This is a genomic window from Vibrio sp. 10N.286.46.A8 (assembly GCF_041470165.1).
In the GTDB taxonomy this organism is placed as follows: Bacteria; Pseudomonadota; Gammaproteobacteria; order Enterobacterales; family Vibrionaceae; genus Vibrio; species Vibrio tasmaniensis_A.
The window spans coordinates 1-23,512 of sequence record NZ_JBFRLX010000139.1 but is presented as its reverse complement, the minus strand read 5'-3'; the positions used below and the strand labels follow the sequence as shown (position 1 = coordinate 23,512).

Below are 23,512 nucleotides of genomic sequence, written 5' to 3'. Positions count from 1 at the left end.
GTAAGAGATCCCCAACTCGCTAGTCCCTCGCTCTTGAGGATGACGAAGTGAAATGTTGAAGCTTATGCTTTGATGATATCACTAGCGTAAAGGTGAGAACTGTAGCTCTATTCTCCTGTCATTCTCTAGACTGACGAAGGAAGGAATAGGGAATCTGATTAGGTGAGAGGAAATAAAAAAGGGTTAGCGTAAAAGCCAACCCTTTAGTTTTGTTCGAAGATCGAATCTACTTATAAATGCACAGCATGTTCAAGTAGCTATCCGTCAAGGTCGAAAGTTCTTCTTGTGTATCTACACGTTTCGCTTGGATGAATAGCGAGTAACAAATGCCGTGGAATAGGTTCGCAAGATGTTTAGGGTCGTGATCGTCGCAAACTTCGCCGCGTTCAATCGCTTTGCTAAACATGTTTTGCACTAACATCTGGTTAGTGCGGTTAGTGGTTACAAACAGAGGCCACACTTCATCGCGAGTTGATGCACTCCATTCGAACCATACATTTAACCAATTGCTATCTTGAGCCACTAACGTCACCATTTCAGTCGCAATATTATGTAGATTTTCTTTTGCGTGAATATCTAGGTCAATGTTGTCTGAAAGGAAGTTCGAGAATTGACGAACAACGTGGTTAAGTACTTCATCAACCAGATCTTCACGGGTAGGGAAGTAGTTAAATACTGTTGCTACTGACACCTGAGCGATGTCGGCAATATCAGCGTGTCCACCGCGGCCAATGCCACGGCGAGAGAATACTTCAAGTGCGATTTCCATCAATTGAAGTTTTCTTTTTAAGGGTGAAAGCCTAGTTCTAGGTCTCTTCGTTATTGAGTCCATTTTGTTTTTCCTTGCCAACGAATTTTTATATTAATGATTTTATTATTATTTAAGCCAAGATGAGTGTAATGGTGCATATGTGAATGGTCAATCCCTTGTGCTTGTTTTATAGACAGTTACATCAAACTTGATACATAAAGCGTGATCAGTGTTGATGTGAAAGGATGCGAGTATTGGATAACGCACCAATGCACATTTCATTGAGAATCTAACAGTAAATTCGAACCATAAGGTGGTGTGGGTATTTGAGCAGTGCTAGACTTACGCACAAAATTGAGCGACACAACTGGCGAAAGTGTCAACATTCGTCGCAATCACCAAATAAAATGAGAGCAGTATGAAGCATACAGTTGAAGTCATGATCTCTGAGCAAGAAGTTCAGGATCGAGTGAACGAACTAGGCAAGCAGATCACGGAGCACTACCAAGGTAGCGAAGATCTAGTTTTAGTTGGCTTATTGCGCGGATCTTTTGTCTTTATGGCGGATCTTGCTCGTGCTATCGATTTAACTCACCAAGTGGATTTCATGACGGCCTCTAGCTATGGCAACGGCATGGAAAGCTCACGTGATGTTCGTATTTTGAAAGACCTTGATGATGACATCCAAGGTAAAGATGTTCTACTTGTAGAAGACATTATCGATACTGGTAACACGCTGACTAAAGTAAAAGAAATTCTGAGCCTGCGTGGTCCTAAATCTATCGAAATTTGTACGTTATTAGACAAGCCTTCTCGTCGTGAAGTCATTGTAGACACAAAGTGGATTGGTTTTGAAATCCCAGATGAATTCGTTGTTGGTGTGGGTATCGACTACGCACAAAAATATCGTCACCTACCGTACATCGGTAAAGTTGTACCTCAAGAGTAATAACGACTCTGTTGAACACAAACAAAAAAGGCTCGCAAAACGCGAGCCTTTCTTATATCTATTCTTTCTTATATCTACTGGTTAGACGTTAAGAATTAACCTAGAATTGGAGACGACAGGATTTTATCAAGCGCCGCTAAATGACTGTTTTCTAAAGTATCATTACTTGAGCAACGAACACCAAGATCTTGCAGTTTGCCATTACCAATACCATAAACCACACCGTGGATTTCAATATCTTGCCCACGTTCCCATGCGCTTTGCATGATGGTTGAGTTACCAAGATTGTACACTTGTTCAGCAACGTTAATTTCGCATAACTTGTCACCCCATTGCTCACGAGGCAGAGATTCAATTTGCTTACGGTACTTAAGATAGTTATCGCGTATGTGGAGTAGCCAGTTGTTGATAAGACCCAATTTAGGGTTATCAATCGCTGCGTTAACACCACCGCAGCCGTAGTGACCACAAACAATAACGTGTTTCACTTTGAGTACATCGACAGCGTATTGAACTACTGATAAGCAGTTTAGGTCGGTATGAACTACTTGATTAGCGACATTTCGGTGAACAAACAGTTCGCCAGAATACAAACCAGTGAGACGCTCGGCCGGAACGCGGCTATCTGAGCAGCCTATCCATAGAAAACCAGGGCTTTGACCCTCTTCAAGCGTTGTAAAATACTCTGGTCGTTGAGAGCGAATTTCTTCTGACCATTTAGAGTTGTTTTCAAAAAGCTGTTTAATCTCTGGCATTTTGCGTCTTACATCCCTTAATTAAGAACTCTAACTATACACAATGTTACAAATTCAATCTTGTAAAAACTGTGTCAAATAGTACTCATCTGACGTGTACTAGTCGTTAAAATCATTAACTTAGCGTAAAAGGCATAATCCGAATATAAGAGACGAATAGTGTGATTAAATTAACACTTTCTGAACCGTTGATACATTTGTTAAAGTGATAAGGTTTGTCATTTCATCATCAGGAAGGTGTGTTTTGTTTGGAAGTCGTTTTACGGATATCAATCTCAAAGGAGATATGTTTGGCGGTGTAACTACAGCCATCATCTCATTGCCTTTAGCGTTGGCATTTGGTGTCGCTTCTGGTGCGGGCGCGGAAGCTGGCCTTTGGGGCGCCATCATGGTGGGCCTATTTGCGGCATTGTTTGGTGGCTCAAGCAGCTTGATATCAGAGCCTACCGGGCCGATGACAGTGATCATGACGGCAGTAATGACCAGCATGGTGGCCAAGTACCCTGAAACCGGGATGGCAATGACCTTTACCGTGGTAATGATGGCGGGTGCTTTTCAGATATTACTCGGTACATTAAAGCTAGGAAAGTACGTCACTTTGATGCCATATAGCGTGATATCTGGCTTTATGTCCGGTATCGGCGTGATTCTTGTCATTCTGCAACTTTCTCCTTTGCTAGGGCACGCAGCCCCTTCTGGCGGAGTGATGGGCACACTTTCGGCACTTCCTGATACGCTAGCAAATCTGAAAGTCAGTGAGCTGTTTTTGGGGGTGTTAACGCTTGGTATCCTTTTCGGTTTTCCTGCTAAATATCGTAAGTATGTGCCCGCTCAATTGGTCGCTTTAGTGGCTGTAACGCTCTTATCCGTTATTATCTTTGATACCGATTCTATTCGCCGTATTGGTGAAATTCCCGCAGGCTTACCTTCTCTTGTTATTCCGACTATCAGCTCTGAGCAATTCACCACAATGGTTATCGATGCTTTGGTGCTAGGTACTCTTGGTTGTATTGATACGCTTTTGACTGCGGTTATCGGAGATTCATTGACTCGTAAAGAGCATGATTCAGACAAAGAACTTCGTGGCCAAGGCATTGCGAATATGATTTCTGGTCTGTTTGGTGCGCTACCCGGTGCGGGCGCAACCATGGGCACCGTGACCAACATTCAGGTAGGGGCTCGTTCTCCGCTTTCTGGTGTTATTCGTGCTTTGGTGCTTGCGCTAGTGGTATTGGTTGCGGGAGGCTTAACAGAACCGATCCCTATGGCGGTGTTGGCTGGTATCGCGATGTATGTCGGTTTCAACATCCTTGATTGGAGTTTTATTCAGCGCGCACACAAGGTGAGTTATGCCGGCATGGGTGTCATGTACGGTGTGATGTTATTAACCGTATTCGTTGATTTAATTATTGCGGTCGGGCTGGGCGTTTTTATCTCAAACATTCTGATCATTGAAAGGCTGAGTCGAGAGCAAGCTAGACAAGTTAAGGCGATCAGTGATGGCGATGATGAAGACGATATCCCATTAACTGACAGTGAACGTCAGTTACTGGATAGTGCCAATGGTAAAGTGCTGTTCTTCTACCTTTCTGGGCCGATGATATTCAGTGTTTCAAAAGCGATTTCACGTCAACACTCGAGTATTTCTGATTATGAAGCGATGATCTTAGATCTAACTGATGTGCCTATGATTGATGTTACCGTTGGTTTAGCTCTAGAAAATGCGATTAAAGATGCCCTAGATGCGCAGTGTGAGGTGTACTTATTGTGTCCTAATGAGAATACTCGTCAGCAATTAGAAAAATTCCATGTGATTGACCTTGTGCCGGAATCCAATACTTATCGATTCAGATATGAAGCCCTGACAGCTGCAACAAGCTATGTTGATAGAGATGAACATCAATTTGACTCGGTTTAATCTTCAGCAATAATTTCACATGAGTCAGTTATAGACGCCAAATATAGTATTGGTGATTAATGCCGTTAAGTTAATAACTTAACGGCATTTTTATGTTTACTGAACACTGAATTGCTCTTTACGTACTTAATATTCTTGTTCGCTTTCGAAAGAAAGCCTCACTCGGTATTTGTATTAATCGTTAATCAACGATAAACTTGTTTGCAAAATGGCCGAGTAAACAAGTTTGAGTTAGTTTTCTGCTAGCTCATTTAAGCATTACTCTCTTCCTCAAGCTCGGTCATCAACATCTTATCTATAGCAAATGGCAGTCTATCTCTATGTATGCATTAGAAATTGAGCAACTAAGAAAAACTTATGCAGGGGGCTTTGAGGCTCTTAAGGGCGTGAGTTTACAAGTAGAAAAAGGCGACTTTTACGCACTACTTGGCCCAAATGGTGCGGGTAAATCCACCACCATTGGTGTTATCTCTTCACTGGTTAATAAAACGTCAGGCAAGGTTAAAGTGTTTGGCTACGACATTGATACCGATCTGGAGCTAGCGAAGTTGAACTTAGGTTTAGTCCCGCAAGAGTTTAACTTTAACCCGTTCGAAACGGTTGAGCAGATCGTGCTACAACAAGCCGGTTACTACGGTGTACCGAAAGCTCTTGCTAAAGAACGCGCTAAAAAGTACTTATCTCAGCTCGATTTGTGGGAAAAGCGTGGCGAACGTGCGCGTAACTTATCTGGTGGTATGAAGCGTCGTTTGATGATCGCGCGTGCACTGATGCATGAGCCTCATTTGTTGATTCTTGATGAACCAACGGCGGGTGTTGATATTGAATTGCGTCGTTCAATGTGGGAATTCCTCAAGGAGATCAACGAGAAGCAGGGCATCACCATTATTTTGACTACGCACTATCTAGAAGAAGCGGAAATGCTGTGTCGTAACATTGGTATCATCAATCGTGGTGAGTTGATTGAGAACACCACAATGAAGTCGCTGTTGGGTAAGTTGAGTGCCGAGACCTTTATTCTTGATCTTGAAGAGGGTGCGACTGAACCTAAACTTGAAGGTGTGAATAGCCAAGTGATGGTTAATGGCTCGCTAGAAATCGAAATCGACAAGAATCGAGGTTTGAATACCATCTTTGATCAATTGAGTGAGCAGCAGGTAAAAGTTCTCTCTATGCGTAACAAAGCAAACCGCCTAGAAGAGCTATTTGTGAGTATCGTCCGTGAGGGGAATAAATAATATGTACAGCCTATATTGGACCGCTTTCTGCAGCTTGTTGACCAAAGAGATCAATCGCTTCACGCGTATCTGGGTGCAAACTCTGGTACCGCCAGCGATTACCATGACGCTTTACTTCATCATCTTCGGTAACCTGATTGGTGCGCGTATTGGTGAAATGAACGGCTTTAGCTACATGGAATACATTGTGCCCGGTCTGATCATGATGTCGGTGATCACCAACTCATATTCCAACGTTGCTTCATCGTTCTTTAGTGCCAAATTCCAGAAGAACATTGAAGAGCTGCTTGTAGCGCCTGTTCCTAACTACGTGATTATCGCCGGCTTCGTAATGGGCGGCGTGGTGCGTGGCTTGTTAGTGGGCACTATCGTCACCTTTGTATCGCTGTTCTTTGTTGACCTTCAAGTCGACCACTGGGGCGTGATCATTGCGACGGTATTTCTCACGTCGGTTGTGTTTGCTCTGGGTGGTTTGATCAACGCGGTATTCGCACGTACGTTTGATGATATTTCTATTATCCCAACCTTCATTTTAACGCCGCTGACGTATCTCGGTGGTGTTTTCTACTCGATCAGTCTATTGCCTGAATTCTGGCAAGGTGTATCGAAGTTGAACCCTATCGTGTATATGGTAAACGCGTTCAGATATGGCTTTTTGGGTGTGTCTGATGTGGGTATTGTGACGTCGTTTGGCGTACTAGGTGTGTTTATTGTCGTGCTGTATGGCATTGCACATTACTTAGTTACAAAGGGGATCGGCTTACGTAGTTAACTTTTGGTTATCCAGGAGCTATTAGTTATCCAGGAACTATTAATTATCCTGAATCGCAGGCAAAGAAAAAGGTCGATATTACATCGACCTTTTTTATGTTTTTCATTTGTGCTTTGCGGTAGAACCTGGTTTACGTAAAGAGAAGAAAGCGATTACTCAGCAGTTTCTTCTTTCACTTCTTCTTTCGTTTCCGAGACCAAATCTAAAACTTGGTTGTCGATAAGGCGAGTCTTACCTAGGAAAGCCGACATTAGAATCACTGCTTGAGTCGATTCTGAAGTGATTGCTTGCAACGTTTTCACATCACAAATGAATATTTCATCCGGTTGTAGGTCTGCTGCGCGCAGTTGGTCTGTTGCATCTTCAATGACAGACGCGTAATCATCACGACCACCACGAATAGCACTGCTGATCCAACGCATAGTGCGCGCTAGAACTGGAGCTCGCTGACGTTCGTCAATCGTTAGGTTGCTATTGCGAGAGCTCATGGCTAAACCATCCATTTCACGAACAGTCGCTACGCCCACAACTTCAATGTCTAGCGCTAAGTCAGTTGTCATCTGGCGAATCACAGCAAGTTGTTGGAAATCTTTCTCACCGAAGCATGCAAAGTCTGGCTGAACGATATTAAACAGTTTCGTGACAATTGTTGATACACCGCGGAAATGACCTGGACGAGAGGCACCTTCAAGCATATGAGATATACCAGGGACTTCAACAAACGTCTGTTTGTCCAATCCATCTGGGTACATCACCTCTGGTGTTGGCGTAAAGACTAACTCAACACCTTCGCCTGTTAGTTTGTTTAAATCGGCTTCTAACGTACGAGGGTAGTTATTTAGGTCGTCGGCGCGATCAAACTGCATTGGGTTAACAAAAATGCTTACAACAACAATGTCAGCCAGTTCACGAGCTTTCTTGACCAGAGTTAGGTGACCTTCATGTAGGTTTCCCATTGTTGGGACAAAAGCAACCGTACGTCCATCACGCTTAAACTGTTTAATCTGCTCACGAAGAGCCGCTATCTCAGCAAAAGTTTGCATAGTTACTCCTAAGCGATTGTATGAGCATCATCAGGGAAAAGTGCGCTCTCTACTTCTTCTTTGTATAGAGCGACGGCTTTACGCATATCACCTGTTTCAGCTAGGAAATTCTTAGAGAATTTCGGCATGTAGTTCGCAGAAATACCGAACATGTCATGCATAACCAAGATCTGACCATCGGTAACATTACCTGCGCCGATACCGATAACTGGTACGTCACAAGCTTCTGTAATTCTTTTTGCTAATGAAGCTGGTACACATTCAAGAAGAACGATTTGAGCACCTGCATTTTGTAGTGCTAGCGCATCAGCAACCATTTTATCGGCTTGCTCGTTGTCACGACCTTGAACTTTGTAACCACCAAAAATGTTTACCGATTGAGGCGTTAAGCCTAAGTGTGCACATACTGGTACAGCACGTTCTGTTAGCATCTTCACAGTTTCAATCAACCAGCTTCCGCCTTCGATTTTCACCATATTCGCACCAGCGCGCATTAAGGTTGCTGCGTTCTCACAGGCTTGCTCTGGTGTGGCGTAACTCATGAATGGCATGTCAGCCATAAGAAGACAGTTTGGGCTACCGGCACGCACTGAGCGAGTATGGTAAGCAATATCTTCAACGGTTACTGGTAATGTATCGTTACGACCTTGTAGAACCATGCCAAGTGAGTCACCGACAAGTAGAACTGGCATATCTTGGCTTTCGAATAATTGAGCAAAGCTCGCATCATAAGCTGTCGACGTCGCGAATTTACGGCCTTCTTGTTTGCACTTGATCAGGTCGTTAATGGTTACTTTTTTCATTGATTTTCCTTAATGCGCTTGGCTATTGCTGCCAAACATTGAGCCCGTTCTTATCTACTATTTTTAGTAGTTCTGTCAGCTCAGTCCCATCAGGGAGTTGTAAACTTGGTGCGATTTCAGCAAGCGGGTAGAGCACAAACTCTCTTTCTTTCATTCCGTAATGAGGAACGGTTAAGCGCTCTGAATCGATCACCTCATTGCCGTATAACACGATATCGAGATCCAAGGTTCTTGGCCCCCAACGCTCGTCTTTACGGACGCGCCCTTGCTCTTGCTCGATCTTTTGAGTGCAATCAAGCAGTTCAATTGGCGTTAATTCTGTTCTAATTGCTACTACCGCGTTGATGTAGTCGGGTTGGTTTTGCGGCCCCATTGGAGTGCTACTATATAGCTGTGAGGTCGCAACAAACGTTGTTCGCGGAAGATTCTTTAGCGTTTCGATAGCCAAGTTTGCTTGGCTAACGGGGTCGGCAAGATTACTGCCGACCGCAATGTAAGCCGTTATCATTCTGATTGCTTACTCTTTTTGTTCCTGTAAGTCTTACGGCGGCGATGACCCGACTTTGATGGTGCTGCTACGTCATTAGCCATCGCTTGACGCATATTGCGTCCTGCTGTCTGATAACGTTCCCACCATTTTGCTAGTTCTTTGGTTTCGCCACCTTCAATTTCGCCACGCATTTCTAGGAAATCGTAGCCAGCACGGAACTTATTGAGTTCCATCAGGCGAACGGCACGTTTACCGTTGCGGCGAGGCAGTCGTAGTTGCAGTTGCCAAACTTCGCGAATGGTTGCGGTATGGCGACGAGGAATCGCAATTGATTTTACTTGTCGATCAAGAATGATGTTACTTGCTTCCATGATCGCATCGTAGTGCGCCATACCCTGTTCAGCGACAAGCTTGTCTGCCAACTTGTTCATTGGGTACCAAAGCATTGCAGCAAACATAAACGCGGGGTTTACTCGCTTGCCATCTTCGATACGAAGGTCAGTCGAGTCGAGTACCAAATCAAGCATTTGCTCGGTATGTGAGTCGTAGCCTTCTGTGAAGTGCTCCGCTACGGAAGGGAACATCTGCTGGAACAGGTTGTATTCACGCATCAAGTGGTAGGTTTCTAAACCGTGACCTGATTGCAGTAATTTTAGAGACTCTTCGTAAAGGCGCGCTGCTGGGATATCTTTTAGAAGATGTGCCAACTCTTCAATTGGGTCGGCTGTATCTTCCTCAATATCAAAATCCAGTTTAGCGGCGAAGCGCATTGCGCGTAGCATGCGTACTGGGTCTTCGCGGTAACGCGTTTCTGGGTCGCCAATCAGGCGGATCAGCTTATCTTCTAAATCTTCTACCCCACCCGCGTAATCGTGGATGCTGTAGTCTGCAATGTTGTAGTACATCGCATTGATTGTGAAGTCACGACGTTCTGCATCTTCATCAACATTGCCGTACACGTTATCGCGTAGCAACATACCTTCGTCAGATTGCGCAGAAACGTTTTTCGATGGCTCTTGGTGGTGACCACGGAAAGTTGCTACTTCAATGATGTCACGACCAAACATGATATGTGCCAAGCGAAAACGTCGACCGATAAGGCGACAGTTTCTGAATAGGTGCTTGATTTGCTCTGGCGTTGCGTTGGTCGCGATATCAAAATCTTTTGGCTGAGAGCCCAATAAGATGTCGCGTACACCACCACCGACTAGAAATGCGTCAAAACCCGCACCATTCAGGCGATATAACACTTTAAGTGCATTGTCGCTGATCTGCTTGCGTGAAATATTGTGCTCTTGACGAGTATAAATATTCAGAGCTAATTCGTGGAATCCGCGTTGTTCGCTTGGGGTATTGTCGTTTGTATTCATTAGTTTATAACAAAGTAGGTATCGCCAGCTTTGTTTTTCTCTTAGTCCAAAGTGGTAGTGCAGAGTTTAATTGCGGCTAATAATAGCTTAGCGCGAGCCATTTGAGAACATCGTCTGCTTAGTCACAGGTATTTGTTACGGTATTTTTATGTATCGTTATTGCGATTTGCCGTTAGTTTCGAACTCATTGCTGTGCTCTTTTTGTAAACTATCAGGTAACTGATTGACGTTCCATTGCTGGCAGCCCCACAATAAAACTTCATCCATTGACGCCTCGCAAAGAGCACTCGGGATATTAAAACCTAAGAATCGCATCGCGTTGATCAACGTCGGTTTTGGGTTGTCGAGATCTATCGCGGTGGCATGATTTTGTTTTGACAGTTTATTCCCCAAACCATCAGTTGCCAATGGTAAGTGCAAGTAGCTCACGTTTTTTTGCTTGAGCGTCTTATACAAACTGATTTGTCGACCTGTTGGTTCTATCAGATCTGCACCTCTAACGACTTCTGTTACCCCTTGTTCGATGTCATCAAGGACAACTGCCAAGTTATAGGCAAACAACCCATCTCTGCGTTTGATAATAAAATCTTCTTCAGCCAATGCTTTGGGAATTTGAATCGTGCCGTGACGAACATCGTCAAAGGACTCGATGGGAAAGTCCATACACAAGCGCACCGCCTGTTCGCCTGAATCAACCAAACCTTTGTCTCGGCAGTGACCACTATAAAACCCACCCAAGGACTTTATCTGCTTACGGGTACATTGACAGTAGTAGGCCTGATTGTCAGTGACCCATTGATCAATTTGAGCTTGATATAGGTCATGACGCTGGCTTTGATAAACGACTTCACCGTCCCAATACAGGTGGTAAGCCTCAAGCGTCTTAAGAATGAGGTCTGCAGCGCCAGCCATTTCTCTTGGCGGATCTAGGTCTTCCATACGAACTAACCATTGTCCTTGGTTAGATTTCGCTTGAAAGTAGCTACCAAGAGCAGCAACCAGTGAGCCAAAATGAAGAGGACCTGACGGTGATGGTGCAAAGCGTCCGATATAATTCATGAGTGAGAAACCTAATCTTGATGGTACCGCAGTAGCCGATTCTTAAGACGTTTGGCGATTAGTTTATCGCTATCAACAACGATATAAACCGCTTTTTAAAACAAACAAAAAAGGGAGCCAAAGCTCCCTTTCTTTACATCCGCAAGAATTAACCTTGCATCTGTTTCTCTTTGATCTCTGCAAGTGTTTTACAGTCAATACAAAGGTCAGCAGTTGGACGAGCTTCAAGACGACGAATACCAATCTCGACACCGCAAGAGTCGCAGAAGCCGAAATCGTCTTCTTCGATCTTATCTAGTGTCTTCTCAATTTTCTTGATAAGACGGCGCTCACGGTCACGGTTACGTAACTCTAGGCTGAATTCTTCTTCTTGAGAAGCTCGGTCAACAGGATCTGGAAAATTCGCTGCTTCGTCCTGCATGTGGTGCACAGTACGATCAACTTCTTCCCTGAGCTGGTTGCGCCAAGCTGATAAAATTTTTGTAAAATGTTCCGTTTGCTCAGGTGACATGTACTCTTCACCTGTCTTTGCTTGGTACGGTTCAACACCTGCGATGGCTAGGATGCCTAGCGCTTTTTTCTTAGATTCTGGCATACAGCATCTCCTATTTACACCTAGTCAACTGCAAAGCAGCTAATTTTAAGGCGGGTATCTATAGCAGAAAGAACGAATGGTGGCAAATACTCTTGTTAAAACTTGCAATCAATGTGAATAGTTCAGCATTTTTGCTTAGCTATTGATAAATTCAACGGCTTGTTTTAGTTGTATTTGAGTACTGCTGAGCTCTGCTTTATAGCAAAGCACTTCAACTCCAGCGTCTTGTGCTTGTTTTAGTAATAACGAATATTTGGCGTCTATATGGTGTGCCGCAGACACTTTTTCAATGCCTGAATGTAAAACAGTGAATAAAAGTACGGCTCTACTTCCAGATTCGACCATTTCTGTGAGTTCTCGCAGATGTTTTTGGCCTCTAGTTGTCACTGCATCAGGGAAAAAACCTTGCCCTTCGGTCGACGCTTGTTGTTTAGTTGATATTTGTTGCTTAGTTGACACTTCTTCGTCGAGCAAAGTGACGCTTTTTACTTCGATATAGCAAGGCGGCTTTTCGTTATCTTCAAGCAGAATGTCAATGCGACTATTCTCACTGCCATATTTCACTTCGGTTCGTAACGCGTTATAACCTAAGAGTTCAACTATAGTCCCATTTTCAATTGCTTCCACCGCTAGCTGGTTTGCCCGCGCAGTATTTACACAAATACGGTGACCTTTGTCTGTTTCTGAGATCTCCCAGCTGTTTGGGTACTTTCTTTTTGCATTGTCTGACGTTGAGTACCACACCGTATTGCCAGGAGTCGCACATCCTGTCATCGCTCCGGTGTTAGCGCAGTGGATAGTACGCTCGCTGCCGTCTGGAAGTTGGATGTCAGTGAGAAAGCGTTTATAGCGTTTAATAAGAGTCGCTGGCTCTAATGGAGGATTGAAGTGCATATTACTTATTTAGAGAGGTAGGTTTTTATGTACAATGTTGCCAACATTACACCACAAGGTTCACCCATTGCCACAACTGCCCATAGAAGCTGTGATGCCAGATCTGCTCGCTGGCGTACAAACACACACTCAACTTATTCTAAAGGCCGCTCCCGGTGCCGGTAAGTCAACATTCTTCCCTTTACAGTTGGTTAAAACTAATGCTGTTCAAGGCAAAATCATTATGCTTGAACCAAGGCGTTTGGCTGCAAGGAATATTGCTACTTACTTAGCGAGCCAACTAGGAGAGAAAGTGGGAGAGAGCATAGGTTATAGGGTTCGTGGTGAATCTAAAACCAGTAGTGCGACTCGCTTGGAAATCGTGACTGAAGGGATCATGACGAGAATGATCCAAACCGACCCTGAATTGACTGGGGTTGATATGGTGATCTTTGATGAATTTCATGAACGCAGCATTCACGCAGATACTGCATTGGCGTTTAGCTTGGAGATCCAAGATGCGCTGCGTGACGATCTAAAAGTGGTGGTGATGTCGGCAACCTTAGATCAACACGCTCTGCAATCTTTGTTACCTGATGCCAAGTATGTTGAATCGCAAGGCCGAACTTTCCCTGTCGACTTCCGCTATCAGCCATTAGGCTCGAATGAATATTTAGCACCTAAGATGGCCAACGTGATTCGTTCTCTGATGGAGAAAGAATCGGGTTCACTTTTGGCTTTCTTACCGGGTGTCTCGGCGATAAAACAAGTGGAATCACAACTTGGGCAACTTGTCAGTGATATTGACGTGTGTCCGTTGTATGGCCAATTGAGTTTTGAACAGCAGCAGAGAGCGATCGCGCCATCGGTGAAAGGGCGTCGAAAAGTGGTATTAGCCACTAACATTGCGGAAACTTCTTTGACGATTGAGGGGATTCGTTTAGTGGTTGATTCGGGGTTAGAACGAGTTGCAAAGTTTGATTTGAAAACCGGTATTACCAAGCTTGAACAAGTGAAAATTTCGCAGTCTTCTGCTGAGCAAAGAGCGGGTCGTGCTGGGCGAATCGAAGAAGGCTTATGTGTTCGCTTGTACAGCGAAACACAGCTTATGCAGCAACCTGCTGTACCAGAACCTGAAATTCTTCATTCTGATTTGTCTTCGTTGGTGTCTGAATTGACGCAATGGGGCGCTGCGAGTGCTGATGAACTGCAATGGTTAGACGTTCCACCAAAAGCTTCAACAGAACAAGGTAAGCAACTCTTACAAAACCTGGAACTGTTAGACGCTAATGGGCAGTTCACTCCGCTCGGTAAGCAAGCCCAGCGCCTAGGCATTGAGCCGCGTATCGCTAGTATGCTGATCAAAGCTCAGCAAAATAGTCCAGCCTTGTTGAATGTCGCGATTGTTGCTGCCGCTTTACTTGAAGAGCCAGAGCGCAATGTGACGGATATTCAGCATTCGTTGCATCGACTGAAGCAAAGAAAACACTCAAAAAATAGCGTGGTGATGCAGCGAGCGAAAAGTCTCGCCAGCAAACTCAATCATCACTTAGATTTGTCACAAGTTGACGAATCATTGCTACCATTAGTGCTTTGTTTTGCATTCCCAGACCGAATTGCACAAGCGAGAAGTGCGACTGGCTGTGCATTTCGTCTTGCCAATGGCCATGGAGCCGAGGTTCGTGATGATGATCCGCTGGCAAACAACGAATACATCGTGGTGATTGATTTGATGCGTACGGCAGGGCGAGCCAGTCAGATCTTTTTAGCGACACCGATTGATATAGTGCAGCTTGAGGCTTCATTCTCCGGTCTTTTTACACGCGAAGATTATGCGGATTGGGATGAAAAACGCGGTCGCTTGGTTGCTGAAGAAAGAGTATTACTGGGTAAGCTGATTATCAGCACTAAAGCTTTGCCAGAGCCTGATTCCGATCAGATAAGCCAAGCGTTACTGAATTACATCGCTCGACGCGGACTTGAAAGTTTAAATTGGACGGCTTCTGCTAAACAGCTGGTTGAACGCGTGCGCTGTGCTGAGTTGTGGCTGCCTGAACAGCAATGGCCTCAAATGGATGAAGCGAGCTTATTGCGCGAACTTGATGAGTGGCTTTTACCTTATTTGAATGGTATCAAGTCGGCAAAAGGACTGACGAGTATCTCGGTCGAGCAAGCATTGTCCGCTTATCTTGGCTGGCCTCTGAATCAAGAAATAGATCAATGGCTACCGACTAATTACCTGATGCCAACGGGCAGTAAGAAGTCGATTCGATATCAATATCAATCTGAGCCAATGATCTCTGTTCGAATGCAGGAAGTCTTTGGTGAGCAAGATTCCCCCTTGATTGCCCAAGGGCGTAAAAAGGTGGTGCTTGAGTTGCTTTCTCCTGCGCAACGACCACTGCAAATTACTCAGGATTTAGCCGGCTTTTGGGCTGGCGCGTACAAAGAAGTACAAAAAGAGATGAAAGGCCGTTACCCAAAACATCCTTGGCCGGATGACCCTGCTAATCATGTAGCAACCACTAAAACTAAACGACAGTTGAACCGATGATGACCAAAATGTTAACGCCGAAAAAGGCACCACCTAAAAAAGCGCCAGCAAAGAAGTCACCAGCGACCAAAGCCAAGCCTAGAAAGCCAAGAGCAGCAGCGAAAAAGACTAAACCTAAGGCTAAGCCGTCTGGCAAGAGAGGTTGGTTGAAGGTTCTGTGGGGCATTTCTTGGAAAGCTGGCTTAGCACTTGCCGCATTGCTGTTGTTCGTCGGTATTTATCTGGATTCAGTGGTTAAGCAGCGTTTTGAAGGTCAGCTTTTTGATCTGCCAACCGTTGTTTATGCTCGTGTGTTGGATCTGTCTCCGGGGACTGCGGTGAGTTTGATACAGGTTAAGAATGAACTGGATGTACTTAATTACCGTAAAGTGAATTCTCCTCGCCACCCAGGTGAGTACTCTTCTTCTTCAACCAAGATTGAAATGATTCGTCGTCCGTTCGAGTTTGTCGACGGGCCGGAAGCGGATCGTCATGTGATGCTGCATTTCAACGGTAACGAGTTAACTCGTATACAGTCGCTAGAGAAGAAAGGCGACATGGGCTATCTACGTGTTGAACCGAAAATGCTGGGTATGCTTGAAAAAAGTAACGATGAGCAACGCCTGTTCTTAAAACGTAATCAGTTCCCAGAAGTGATGGTTGATGCTTTATTAGCAACTGAAGACCGAAGCTTCTATCAACACGATGGGGTATCGCCATTAGCAATCGCTCGTGCAATGGTCGTTAACGTCAAAGCTGGGCGAACGGTACAGGGTGGTAGTACGCTGACACAACAGTTGGCAAAGAACCTATTCCTGTCCAGTGAGCGTACACTGTGGCGTAAGGTTCGTGAAGCCTACATTGCGCTTATCTTGGACCATCGTTACAGCAAAGACCGTATTCTAGAGGCTTACTTAAACGAGGTTTACCTTGGGCAAAATGGTGGGCAAGCGATTCATGGCTTCGGTTTAGCGTCTCGTTTGTATTTCGGTCAACCTATTCAAGAGCTCCGCATCGATCAACTAGCATTGCTGGTGGGTATGGTGAAAGGACCGTCGTATTACAATCCGGTTCGTTACCCTGAGCGTGCTAAGACTCGACGCGATCTGGTTCTTCGCTTATTGATGCAGCAAGACATATTAACTCCGCGACAATACGAAGAAGCGGCGAGTCGTGATTTGGATATTCAAGACAACCCACGTATTGCTAGTCGTCAGCCAGCTTACTTCCAGCAAGTAAACATTGAGCTTAAGAAGTATGTAGGCGATCGATTTGAAGCGAAAAAAGGGATTCGAGTCTTTACCTCTCTGGATCCCGTTTCCCAAGACAAGTTAGAAAAGTCGATTGCTCGTAAAGTGCCTGATTTATCGAAAACGGCAGGTAACAAACTGGAAGCCGCAGCTATTGCCGTGGATCGCAATACTGGTGAAATTCGAGCGATGGTCGGCGGTAAACGTACCGGTTACGATGGTTTTAACCGTGCTTTGAACGCGAGTCGCCCTATTGGTTCTTTGGTTAAGCCTGCAATCTACTTAACCGCATTGGAACAACCTCAGAAGTATACGTTGGCGACAACATTGAAGGACACCCCACTGAGCTTGAAAGGCAGTAAGGGCAGCGTATGGAGCCCAAGAAACTTCGATCGTAAGTTCCGTGGCGATGTGCCCTTGTATGTGGCGCTTTCTAAGTCTTATAACGTACCTACCGTTCGTTTAGGGATGCAGTTAGGCATTGATAGCGTCTCGGATACCATTGGAAAGCTGGGTGTCGATAAAAATGAGATTCGCCCAGTACCGTCGATGTTTTTGGGTTCGTTCTCACTGACTCCGTTCCAAGTTGCTCAGATGTACCAAACCATTACCAACTCTGGTCGCATTGCGCCTTTGTCTGCACTTCGTTCTGTTGTTGATAATGATGGCGAAGTTCTGTATCAATCGATTCCTCGTGTATCGCAAAGCGTTGACCAGCAGGCAGCTTGGTTAACAACCTATGCGATGAAGCGGGGTGTATCGGAAGGTACAGGTCGTTTCTTACAAGGTCAGTTTGCATGGGCGGGATTAGCCGGTAAAACGGGCACAAGTAATGACAGTCGAGACAGTTGGTTTGTTGGTATTGATGGTCGTGAAGTCACGACGATTTGGTTAGGCCGAGATGATAATAAACCGACTAAACTAACCGGTTCTAGCGGTGCGTTGCGTGTCTATGCCGATTATCTGAAGCAAAGAACGCCTGAACAACTATTACTGCCTTGGCCAACAGGAATTGCGACCGCTAGCTTTACTCGAACTTCTGAAGGGGCGTTAGAGTTTGACTGTGGTGGTACAGTCAAATTGCCGGTCTGGGATGAAAGTGGCAGCATTAAAAAGGGCTGTGAAAGTCAACCAAAACAGTGGCTAAAGAAGCTTTTTCAGTGGTAAAGTCATAACAGAAAAGAATGACAAGGATAGTTTAGATAATGATTTCTCGTTGGTTAGTGAGTAGCTTGGGTATTGTCGGTACTGTGATCAGTTTTCAACTGTTTGCCGCTACTGCAGCACAGGTTGATTCATCAGAACATGTTGAACTTAAACAAGCTCATAAAAGGCCAACCGTTGCTGTCGTTCTTGCTGGTGGTGGGGCAAAAGGTGCAGCTCACATCGGTGTGCTTAAAGCTCTAGAAGAGATGCAAATTCCGGTTGATTACATTACCGGTACCAGCATGGGCGCATACGTTGGTGGTCTTTATGCGACAGGGATGAGCGCTGATGAGATCGAGAGCTTTATTTATACGGTTGATTGGAATCGTGGTTATCGCGATCGCGTTAACCGTAGTGATCGCCGTGTGCGAGACAAAGAATATGAAGACCGTTATCAACTGAATACCGATCTCGGTTTAGGTTGGGGCGAAATCAAAGCCAGAAAAGGTGTGGTTCAAGGTCAGAATATGTTGCGTATTCTGCGCGAGACCACTGGTAATTTATCTCCCCTCGATTCTTTCGACAGCCTCGCTATTCCATATCGCTCTGTCGCAACCGATATTATCGACCTTGAAGAAGTCGTGATCGATCATGGTCACCTTGTTGATGCGATGATGGCGAGTATGTCAGTACCTGGAGCACTTCCTCCTTATGAAGTTGATGGGCGAATGTTGGTCGATGGTGGTGTCACCAATAACATGCCTGTTGATGTTGCTAGAGCGATGGGTGCTGACATAGTTATTGCGATTGATATCAGTACTAACTACAAAAGCAAAGAAGACTTCACTAACTTTTTAGCCGCAGCAGACCAACTCTCTAATTACCTTGTTCAACGCAGCACTCAAGAGCAAGCCGCGACGTTAACAGACGATGATTTTTTCTTACGTCCTGATGTTGGGCAAATGGAGACCACCGAGTTCGATAAAATGCCGACGGCTTATCATGCTGGATACGAAGCAACAAGGCAGTATACGGATCAGCTTTCTAAGTTGGCGCTCTCTAACGCAGACTATCAAAAGTATATTGATCAGAAACAGCAAGCTCGAAAGCAGCTAAAACATGGCGACCAGACTGTCGTTGATAGAGTTATTATTAACAACAACACCCACTATTCAGATAAGTTGATCGAAAATCGTTTAAACCTCGATTCTGGTCAGGTTATTAAAACCAGTGAAATCGAATCTAAAGTGAAAGATCTTTATGCCTTAGATCGGTTCGAGTTGGTTACTTATGAATTTGAAAATGTTGATGGCGAGGATCAACTGCTGGTCGATGTGAATGAAAAATCTTGGGGGCCAAATTACCTCAATTTTCGATTTTTTCTTGAAGATGATTTCTCGACTACCAGCCAGTATTCGCTCGGTGTTTCTGCCAACTTTACTGACATTAACAAACATGGCGCAGAGTTAAGAACCAATCTTGAAATGGGTACTGACAAACGCATTGAGGCGGAACTCTTCTCACCATTCTTTTCGAGTCAAAAGTTGTTCACATCTGTGTCTATTGCTTACAGCAACCAGAATCGAAACCTGCCAGCAGGAATCGGCGAGATTGGAGAACCTACACTGGATGCAACCAAAGACTACTTACCAATGTCTTATCAAGAGTATCTGAGTGAATTTGCATTGGGCTATCAACCGACATTGTGGCAAGAGCTGAAATTTGGTGCACGTTATACAGATGGCAGTATTGAGGTGGCATCATTACCTTCACTAGGAAGTGGTGGCTATAAACGTATTGGTGCCTTTGCCAGTTATAGATTGGATACTTTGGATAACTTCAGTCTTCCTACCGAAGGTTATTTTGTCGATTTAGAGTACCTTATCTCTCATGACGATTTTGAGAATGAGAGCTCTAATGGTGGTTCAGATTTCTCTTCTGAGAGTGATACAGTCTTTGAACTTTCGGCCAATTTTATGGCAGCACAAAGCATTGAAAAGCATACTTTAGTCGCAAAGGTTGATTACGGCATCGTAGAAAGTAAAAACTCAGTCTTTCCGATTGATCCGAAAGAGCTAGGAGGGTTCCTTAATCTATCCGGTATTCCAAGAAATAGTTTGATCGGTCAGAACTTAGCTTACACCAGTTTGATCTACCGTTATAAGTGGTTTGAAAATGACTTCGGCCTCTTTGAATCACCGTTCTACGTGGGCGCCTCTATTGAACATGGTGGTGTTTGGTCGAACAATGACTTAAAACTGGATGAAGCTCCAATGTATACTGCAGGCTCTGTTTTTGCGGGTGTCGACTCACCCATCGGGCCGATCATATTAGCTTATGGTCGAACCGAAGATAACTTTGATTCGGTGTACCTGATTGTCGGTACTTCCTACAAATAATCATGCGTAGAGTCACCGTTTAACTGCGTAAATAGGCAAAAATAGTGGGACTTTCGTCTTAACTTGCTATGTTGGTCAAAATGATAAGATTTTAATTTAACGTTAAATTTGCTATTCTACCGCCCACAGTTTGGCCTCTATGATGCCGCTCATCAATACAAATTGAATGACAAAAATGGCAATGGAGAGCCAAGTTTCCAAGGATGTTCGCTTCTTTATTTTACTAATAATTATGAAGGTAAGAAGTGAACCGCAATGAGAGGAAAAAAGTCGTGCTTGAAGCCTACCGTAAACACGTCGAAGAACGTGCCGCCGAGGGAGTTGTCCCAAGACCACTAGATGCTGAGCAAGTCGCTGGCCTAGTTGAACTTCTAAAGAATCCACCTCAAGGTGAAGAAGAAATCATTCTTGACCTACTAGAAAATCGCATTCCACCGGGTGTAGATGAAGCTGCTTACGTAAAAGCTGGCTTCCTTACGGCTATCACTAAAGGTGAAGTAGCTTCTCCACTAGTAAGCAAAGCAAAAGCTGCACAACTGCTTGGTACTATGCAAGGTGGTTACAACATCGAGTCTCTAGTGTCTCTGTTAGACGATGCTGAGCTTGCTCCAATCGCAGTTAAAGCCCTGTCTCATACTCTACTGATGTTCGATGCGTTTTACGATGTAGAAGATAAAGCGAAAGCAGGTAATGCTTCAGCACAACAAGTACTTCAATCTTGGGCTGATGCTGAATGGTTTACAGCGAAAAACAAAGTAGCGGAAAAGATCACCGTTAAAGTATTTAAAGTTACCGGTGAAACTAACACTGATGACTTATCACCAGCGCCTGATGCATGGTCACGTCCTGATATCCCAGTGCACGCGAAAGCGATGCTGAAGATGGAACGTGATGGCATTACTCCTGATGAACAGGGTAGCGTTGGTCCAATCAATCAAATTGAAGAAATGCAAAAAGACGGCATTCCACTGGCTTACGTTGGTGATGTTGTTGGTACAGGTTCTTCACGTAAATCGGCAACAAACTCAGTACTTTGGTTTATGGGTGAAGATATCCCATTCGTACCAAACAAGCGTACTGGCGGTGTTTGTCTGGGTGGTAAAATTGCACCAATCTTCTACAACACAATGGAAGATTCAGGCGCACTACCCATTGAACTGAACGTACAAGACATGAACATGGGCGATGTCATTGATATCTACCCGTACGAAGGTGTTGTTCACAAGAACGGTTCTGTGATTTCAAACTTTGAGCTAAGCAAAGTACTTCTTGATGAAGTGCGTGCTGGTGGCCGTATTCCACTGATCATTGGTCGTGGCCTAACGGGTCGTGCTCGTGATGCTCTAGGCCTAGCTGAAACCGATCTGTTTGCTAAACCAATCGATCCTTCTGCTTCTGATAAAGGCTACACATTAGCTCAGAAGATGGTAGGTAAAGCGTGTGGCGTTGAAGGTGTGCGTGCGGGTCAGTACTGCGAACCTAAAATGACGACAGTGGGTTCTCAAGATACTACGGGTCCTATGACGCGTGATGAGCTGAAAGATCTGGCTTGTCTTGGCTTCTCTGCGGATCTTGTGATGCAGTCTTTCTGTCACACATCTGCATACCCGAAACCAGTTGATGTAAACACTCACCATACACTGCCTGATTTCATCATGAACCGTGCAGGTGTTTCACTTCGTCCGGGTGATGGTGTTATCCACTCATGGTTAAACCGTATGCTTCTTCCTGATACTGTAGGTACAGGTGGTGACTCGCATACTCGTTTCCCTCTAGGTATTTCATTCCCTGCTGGTTCTGGTTTGGTAGCATTTGCTGCGGCAACAGGCGTTATGCCTCTTGATATGCCTGAATCTATCTTGGTTCGCTTTAAAGGCGAAATGCAACCGGGTATCACACTACGTGACCTAGTACATGCAATTCCGCTTTACGGTATCAAGCAAGGTCTACTAACGGTAGAGAAAGCAGGAAAGATCAATGAGTTCTCTGGTCGTGTACTAGAAATTGAAGGTGTTGAGCACCTGTCTGTTGAGCAAGCATTTGAACTTTCAGATGCATCAGCTGAGCGTTCTGCGGCTGGTTGTACGGTTAAGCTATCTCAAGAGTCTATCGATGAGTACCTGAACTCGAATATCGTTATGCTTAAGTGGATGATCGCTGAAGGTTACGGTGATGTTCGTACGATTGAGCGTCGTATTACCGCAATGGAAGAGTGGTTAGCGAACCCTGAGTTGCTATCTGCTGATTCAGATGCGGAATACGCACACGTTATCGAGATTGATCTTGCTGACATCGATCAACCAATCCTATGTGCACCAAACGATCCAGATGATGCTCGTCTTCTTTCTGACGTTCAAGGCACTGAGATTCAAGAAGTGTTCATCGGTTCTTGTATGACCAACATCGGTCACTTCCGTGCTGCAGGTAAGATGCTAGAAGAGTTTAATGGCTCTTTAAATACTCGCCTATGGGTTGCTCCGCCAACTAAGATGGATAAAGACCAACTGACAGAAGAAGGTTACTACGGCATCTTCGGTCGTGCTGGGGTTCGTATTGAAACTCCGGGTTGTTCATTATGTATGGGTAACCAAGCTCGTGTTGCTGATGCTTCGACGGTTATGTCTACGTCTACTCGTAACTTCCCGAACCGTTTAGGTAATGGCGCGAACGTTTATCTGGCTTCTGCTGAGCTTTCTGCTGTTGGCGCGATTCTAGGTCGTATCCCAACGAAAGAAGAGTACTTAGAGTACGCTGAGAAGATTAATGCAACGGCTGCTGATACATACCGTTACCTGAACTTCCATAAAATGGGTCAGTACACGGAAAAAGCAGACACGGTTATCTTCCAAGAACCAGCTTAATCGTTGACTGAGTAAGATACAGACAGAACGCCTTCTATTCGTAGAAGGCGTTTTTTATGTCTGAATGCTGGACAACGAGCGACTCGATCTCTTGATGACTTCGCTATATACTCTCGCCTCATTTTTTACCCTATCTGTCATTAGTGCGCGGAGCCTTTATGGAATTTGAATTTACACGAAACACTTTAATGGGCGAGTACTATGTAAAGTGCAGCATGGGTCATGAAATTGTTGGCCGCTGGCTTCAAGAAGAGATCGGGAAAGATAAGCAGAAACTGGATCATGTGATGGCGTTGATTGAGCAATCTCGACAAGATCTGAGCAATGAAGTGACGCTACTAGGCAAAGAGATCAGCCTAGCGATCAATGAAGACGACGTAACGATTCAAGAAAATGTGCTAGGGCACGAACAAGAGATGGAAGAGGGCAGTGAGTTCGATTTCTATAATTGTGAAAGCGAAGCAAGCTGCGGAATTGACGATTTCGAGTTGCTCATCGAACGTTGGATTGATTTTTTAGGTTACTAGTTGCTAATGATTTTGCATCGTGAAAGTTTCGTTGCCCAAAACTAGAGCAACGACAATGCAACGCATTAAGATAGTGAAAAGGCCGCACCACATTGGTGCGGCCTTTTTCGTTTCCAAAACGGTATTGTTTCTATTTTATTTAAAATCAACAACTTAAATTTCTGGCACGCTACTTGGATT

At 44.7% G+C, this 23,512-nt stretch carries 18 protein-coding genes; 9 read left to right on the top strand and 9 right to left on the bottom strand.

The annotated features are described in order from the left end of the window. Positions 1–226: 226 nt before the first annotated feature. Positions 227–832, bottom strand: coding sequence for a LuxR/HapR/OpaR family quorum-sensing transcriptional regulator (locus tag AB4232_RS14075; RefSeq protein ID WP_012604737.1), 606 nt, complete (start codon positions 830–832; stop codon positions 227–229). A 337-nt stretch (positions 833–1,169) separates the two neighbouring features. On the opposite strand from AB4232_RS14075, the gene hpt reads away from it, so the two are divergent. Beyond that, the gene (hpt, locus tag AB4232_RS14070; RefSeq protein WP_009847591.1) at positions 1,170–1,700 is read left to right on the top strand and encodes a hypoxanthine phosphoribosyltransferase; all 531 of its coding nucleotides are present in this window, start codon (positions 1,170–1,172) and stop codon (positions 1,698–1,700) included. Between the two features lie 95 nt (positions 1,701–1,795). On the opposite strand, the gene can is transcribed toward hpt, so the two are convergent. Beyond that, positions 1,796–2,455, bottom strand: coding sequence for a carbonate dehydratase (can, locus tag AB4232_RS14065; RefSeq protein WP_009847590.1), 660 nt, complete (start codon positions 2,453–2,455; stop codon positions 1,796–1,798). A gap of 286 nt (positions 2,456–2,741) precedes the next feature. On the opposite strand from can, the gene AB4232_RS14060 reads away from it, so the two are divergent. From AB4232_RS14060 to AB4232_RS14050, 3 genes are all read left to right on the top strand, one after another. Next, positions 2,742–4,373 carry a SulP family inorganic anion transporter gene (locus AB4232_RS14060; protein ID WP_029223085.1) on the top strand — a complete coding sequence of 544 codons (1,632 nt, stop codon included), beginning with the start codon at positions 2,742–2,744 and terminating at the stop codon, positions 4,371–4,373. Between the two features lie 320 nt (positions 4,374–4,693). Further along, on the top strand, positions 4,694–5,611 hold the full coding sequence (locus AB4232_RS14055) for an ABC transporter ATP-binding protein (RefSeq protein ID WP_009847588.1): 918 nt from the start codon (positions 4,694–4,696) through the stop codon (positions 5,609–5,611). Between the two features lies 1 nt (position 5,612). Then, complete coding sequence (locus tag AB4232_RS14050) at positions 5,613–6,383, top strand: ABC transporter permease (protein ID WP_009847587.1); 771 nt, start codon at positions 5,613–5,615, stop codon at positions 6,381–6,383. A 152-nt stretch (positions 6,384–6,535) separates the two neighbouring features. Here AB4232_RS14050 and panC read toward each other — a convergent pair whose 3' ends face one another. The 7 genes from panC to sfsA form a co-directional block, all read right to left on the bottom strand. After that, on the bottom strand, positions 6,536–7,426 hold the full coding sequence (gene panC, locus AB4232_RS14045; protein ID WP_012604734.1) for a pantoate--beta-alanine ligase: 891 nt from the start codon (positions 7,424–7,426) through the stop codon (positions 6,536–6,538). 8 nt (positions 7,427–7,434) lie between these two features. Further along, positions 7,435–8,229 (bottom strand): 3-methyl-2-oxobutanoate hydroxymethyltransferase, encoded by a 795-nt coding sequence (panB, locus tag AB4232_RS14040; RefSeq protein ID WP_012604733.1) that lies wholly within the window; start codon positions 8,227–8,229, stop codon positions 7,435–7,437. Positions 8,230–8,251: 22 nt separating this feature from the next. Next, complete coding sequence (folK, locus tag AB4232_RS14035; RefSeq protein ID WP_017103848.1) at positions 8,252–8,737, bottom strand: 2-amino-4-hydroxy-6-hydroxymethyldihydropteridine diphosphokinase; 486 nt, start codon at positions 8,735–8,737, stop codon at positions 8,252–8,254. Beyond that, on the bottom strand, positions 8,734–10,089 hold the full coding sequence (gene pcnB / locus AB4232_RS14030) for a polynucleotide adenylyltransferase PcnB (protein ID WP_041472901.1): 1,356 nt from the start codon (positions 10,087–10,089) through the stop codon (positions 8,734–8,736). Before pcnB ends, folK begins: the two co-directional genes overlap by 4 nt. A gap of 156 nt (positions 10,090–10,245) precedes the next feature. Continuing rightward, complete coding sequence (gene gluQRS, locus AB4232_RS14025) at positions 10,246–11,148, bottom strand: tRNA glutamyl-Q(34) synthetase GluQRS (protein ID WP_135382733.1); 903 nt, start codon at positions 11,146–11,148, stop codon at positions 10,246–10,248. Positions 11,149–11,296: 148 nt separating this feature from the next. Continuing rightward, a complete protein-coding gene (gene dksA / locus AB4232_RS14020) occupies positions 11,297–11,743 on the bottom strand; it encodes an RNA polymerase-binding protein DksA (RefSeq protein ID WP_009847581.1) in 447 nt (148 codons plus the stop codon). Positions 11,744–11,878: 135 nt separating this feature from the next. After that, positions 11,879–12,637, bottom strand: a complete 759-nt coding sequence (sfsA, locus tag AB4232_RS14015) for a DNA/RNA nuclease SfsA (protein WP_009847580.1) — start codon at positions 12,635–12,637, stop codon at positions 11,879–11,881. Between the two features lie 94 nt (positions 12,638–12,731). On the opposite strand from sfsA, the gene hrpB reads away from it, so the two are divergent. The 5 genes from hrpB to AB4232_RS13990 all read left to right on the top strand — a co-directional run bounded on the left by hrpB (position 12,732) and on the right by AB4232_RS13990 (position 23,332). Continuing rightward, positions 12,732–15,170 (top strand): ATP-dependent helicase HrpB, encoded by a 2,439-nt coding sequence (gene hrpB / locus AB4232_RS14010; RefSeq protein ID WP_372087374.1) that lies wholly within the window; start codon positions 12,732–12,734, stop codon positions 15,168–15,170. Further along, complete coding sequence (gene mrcB / locus AB4232_RS14005) at positions 15,167–17,566, top strand: penicillin-binding protein 1B (protein WP_372087373.1); 2,400 nt, start codon at positions 15,167–15,169, stop codon at positions 17,564–17,566. The genes hrpB and mrcB overlap by 4 nt, the downstream gene beginning before the upstream one ends. Before the next feature lie 38 nt (positions 17,567–17,604). Then, a complete protein-coding gene (locus AB4232_RS14000; protein WP_372087372.1) occupies positions 17,605–19,944 on the top strand; it encodes a patatin-like phospholipase family protein in 2,340 nt (779 codons plus the stop codon). Between the two features lie 272 nt (positions 19,945–20,216). Continuing rightward, positions 20,217–22,805, top strand: coding sequence for a bifunctional aconitate hydratase 2/2-methylisocitrate dehydratase (gene acnB, locus AB4232_RS13995; RefSeq protein ID WP_372047698.1), 2,589 nt, complete (start codon positions 20,217–20,219; stop codon positions 22,803–22,805). 158 nt (positions 22,806–22,963) lie between these two features. Beyond that, a complete protein-coding gene (locus AB4232_RS13990; RefSeq protein WP_029223087.1) occupies positions 22,964–23,332 on the top strand; it encodes a YacL family protein in 369 nt (122 codons plus the stop codon). Positions 23,333–23,512 lie beyond the last annotated feature (180 nt).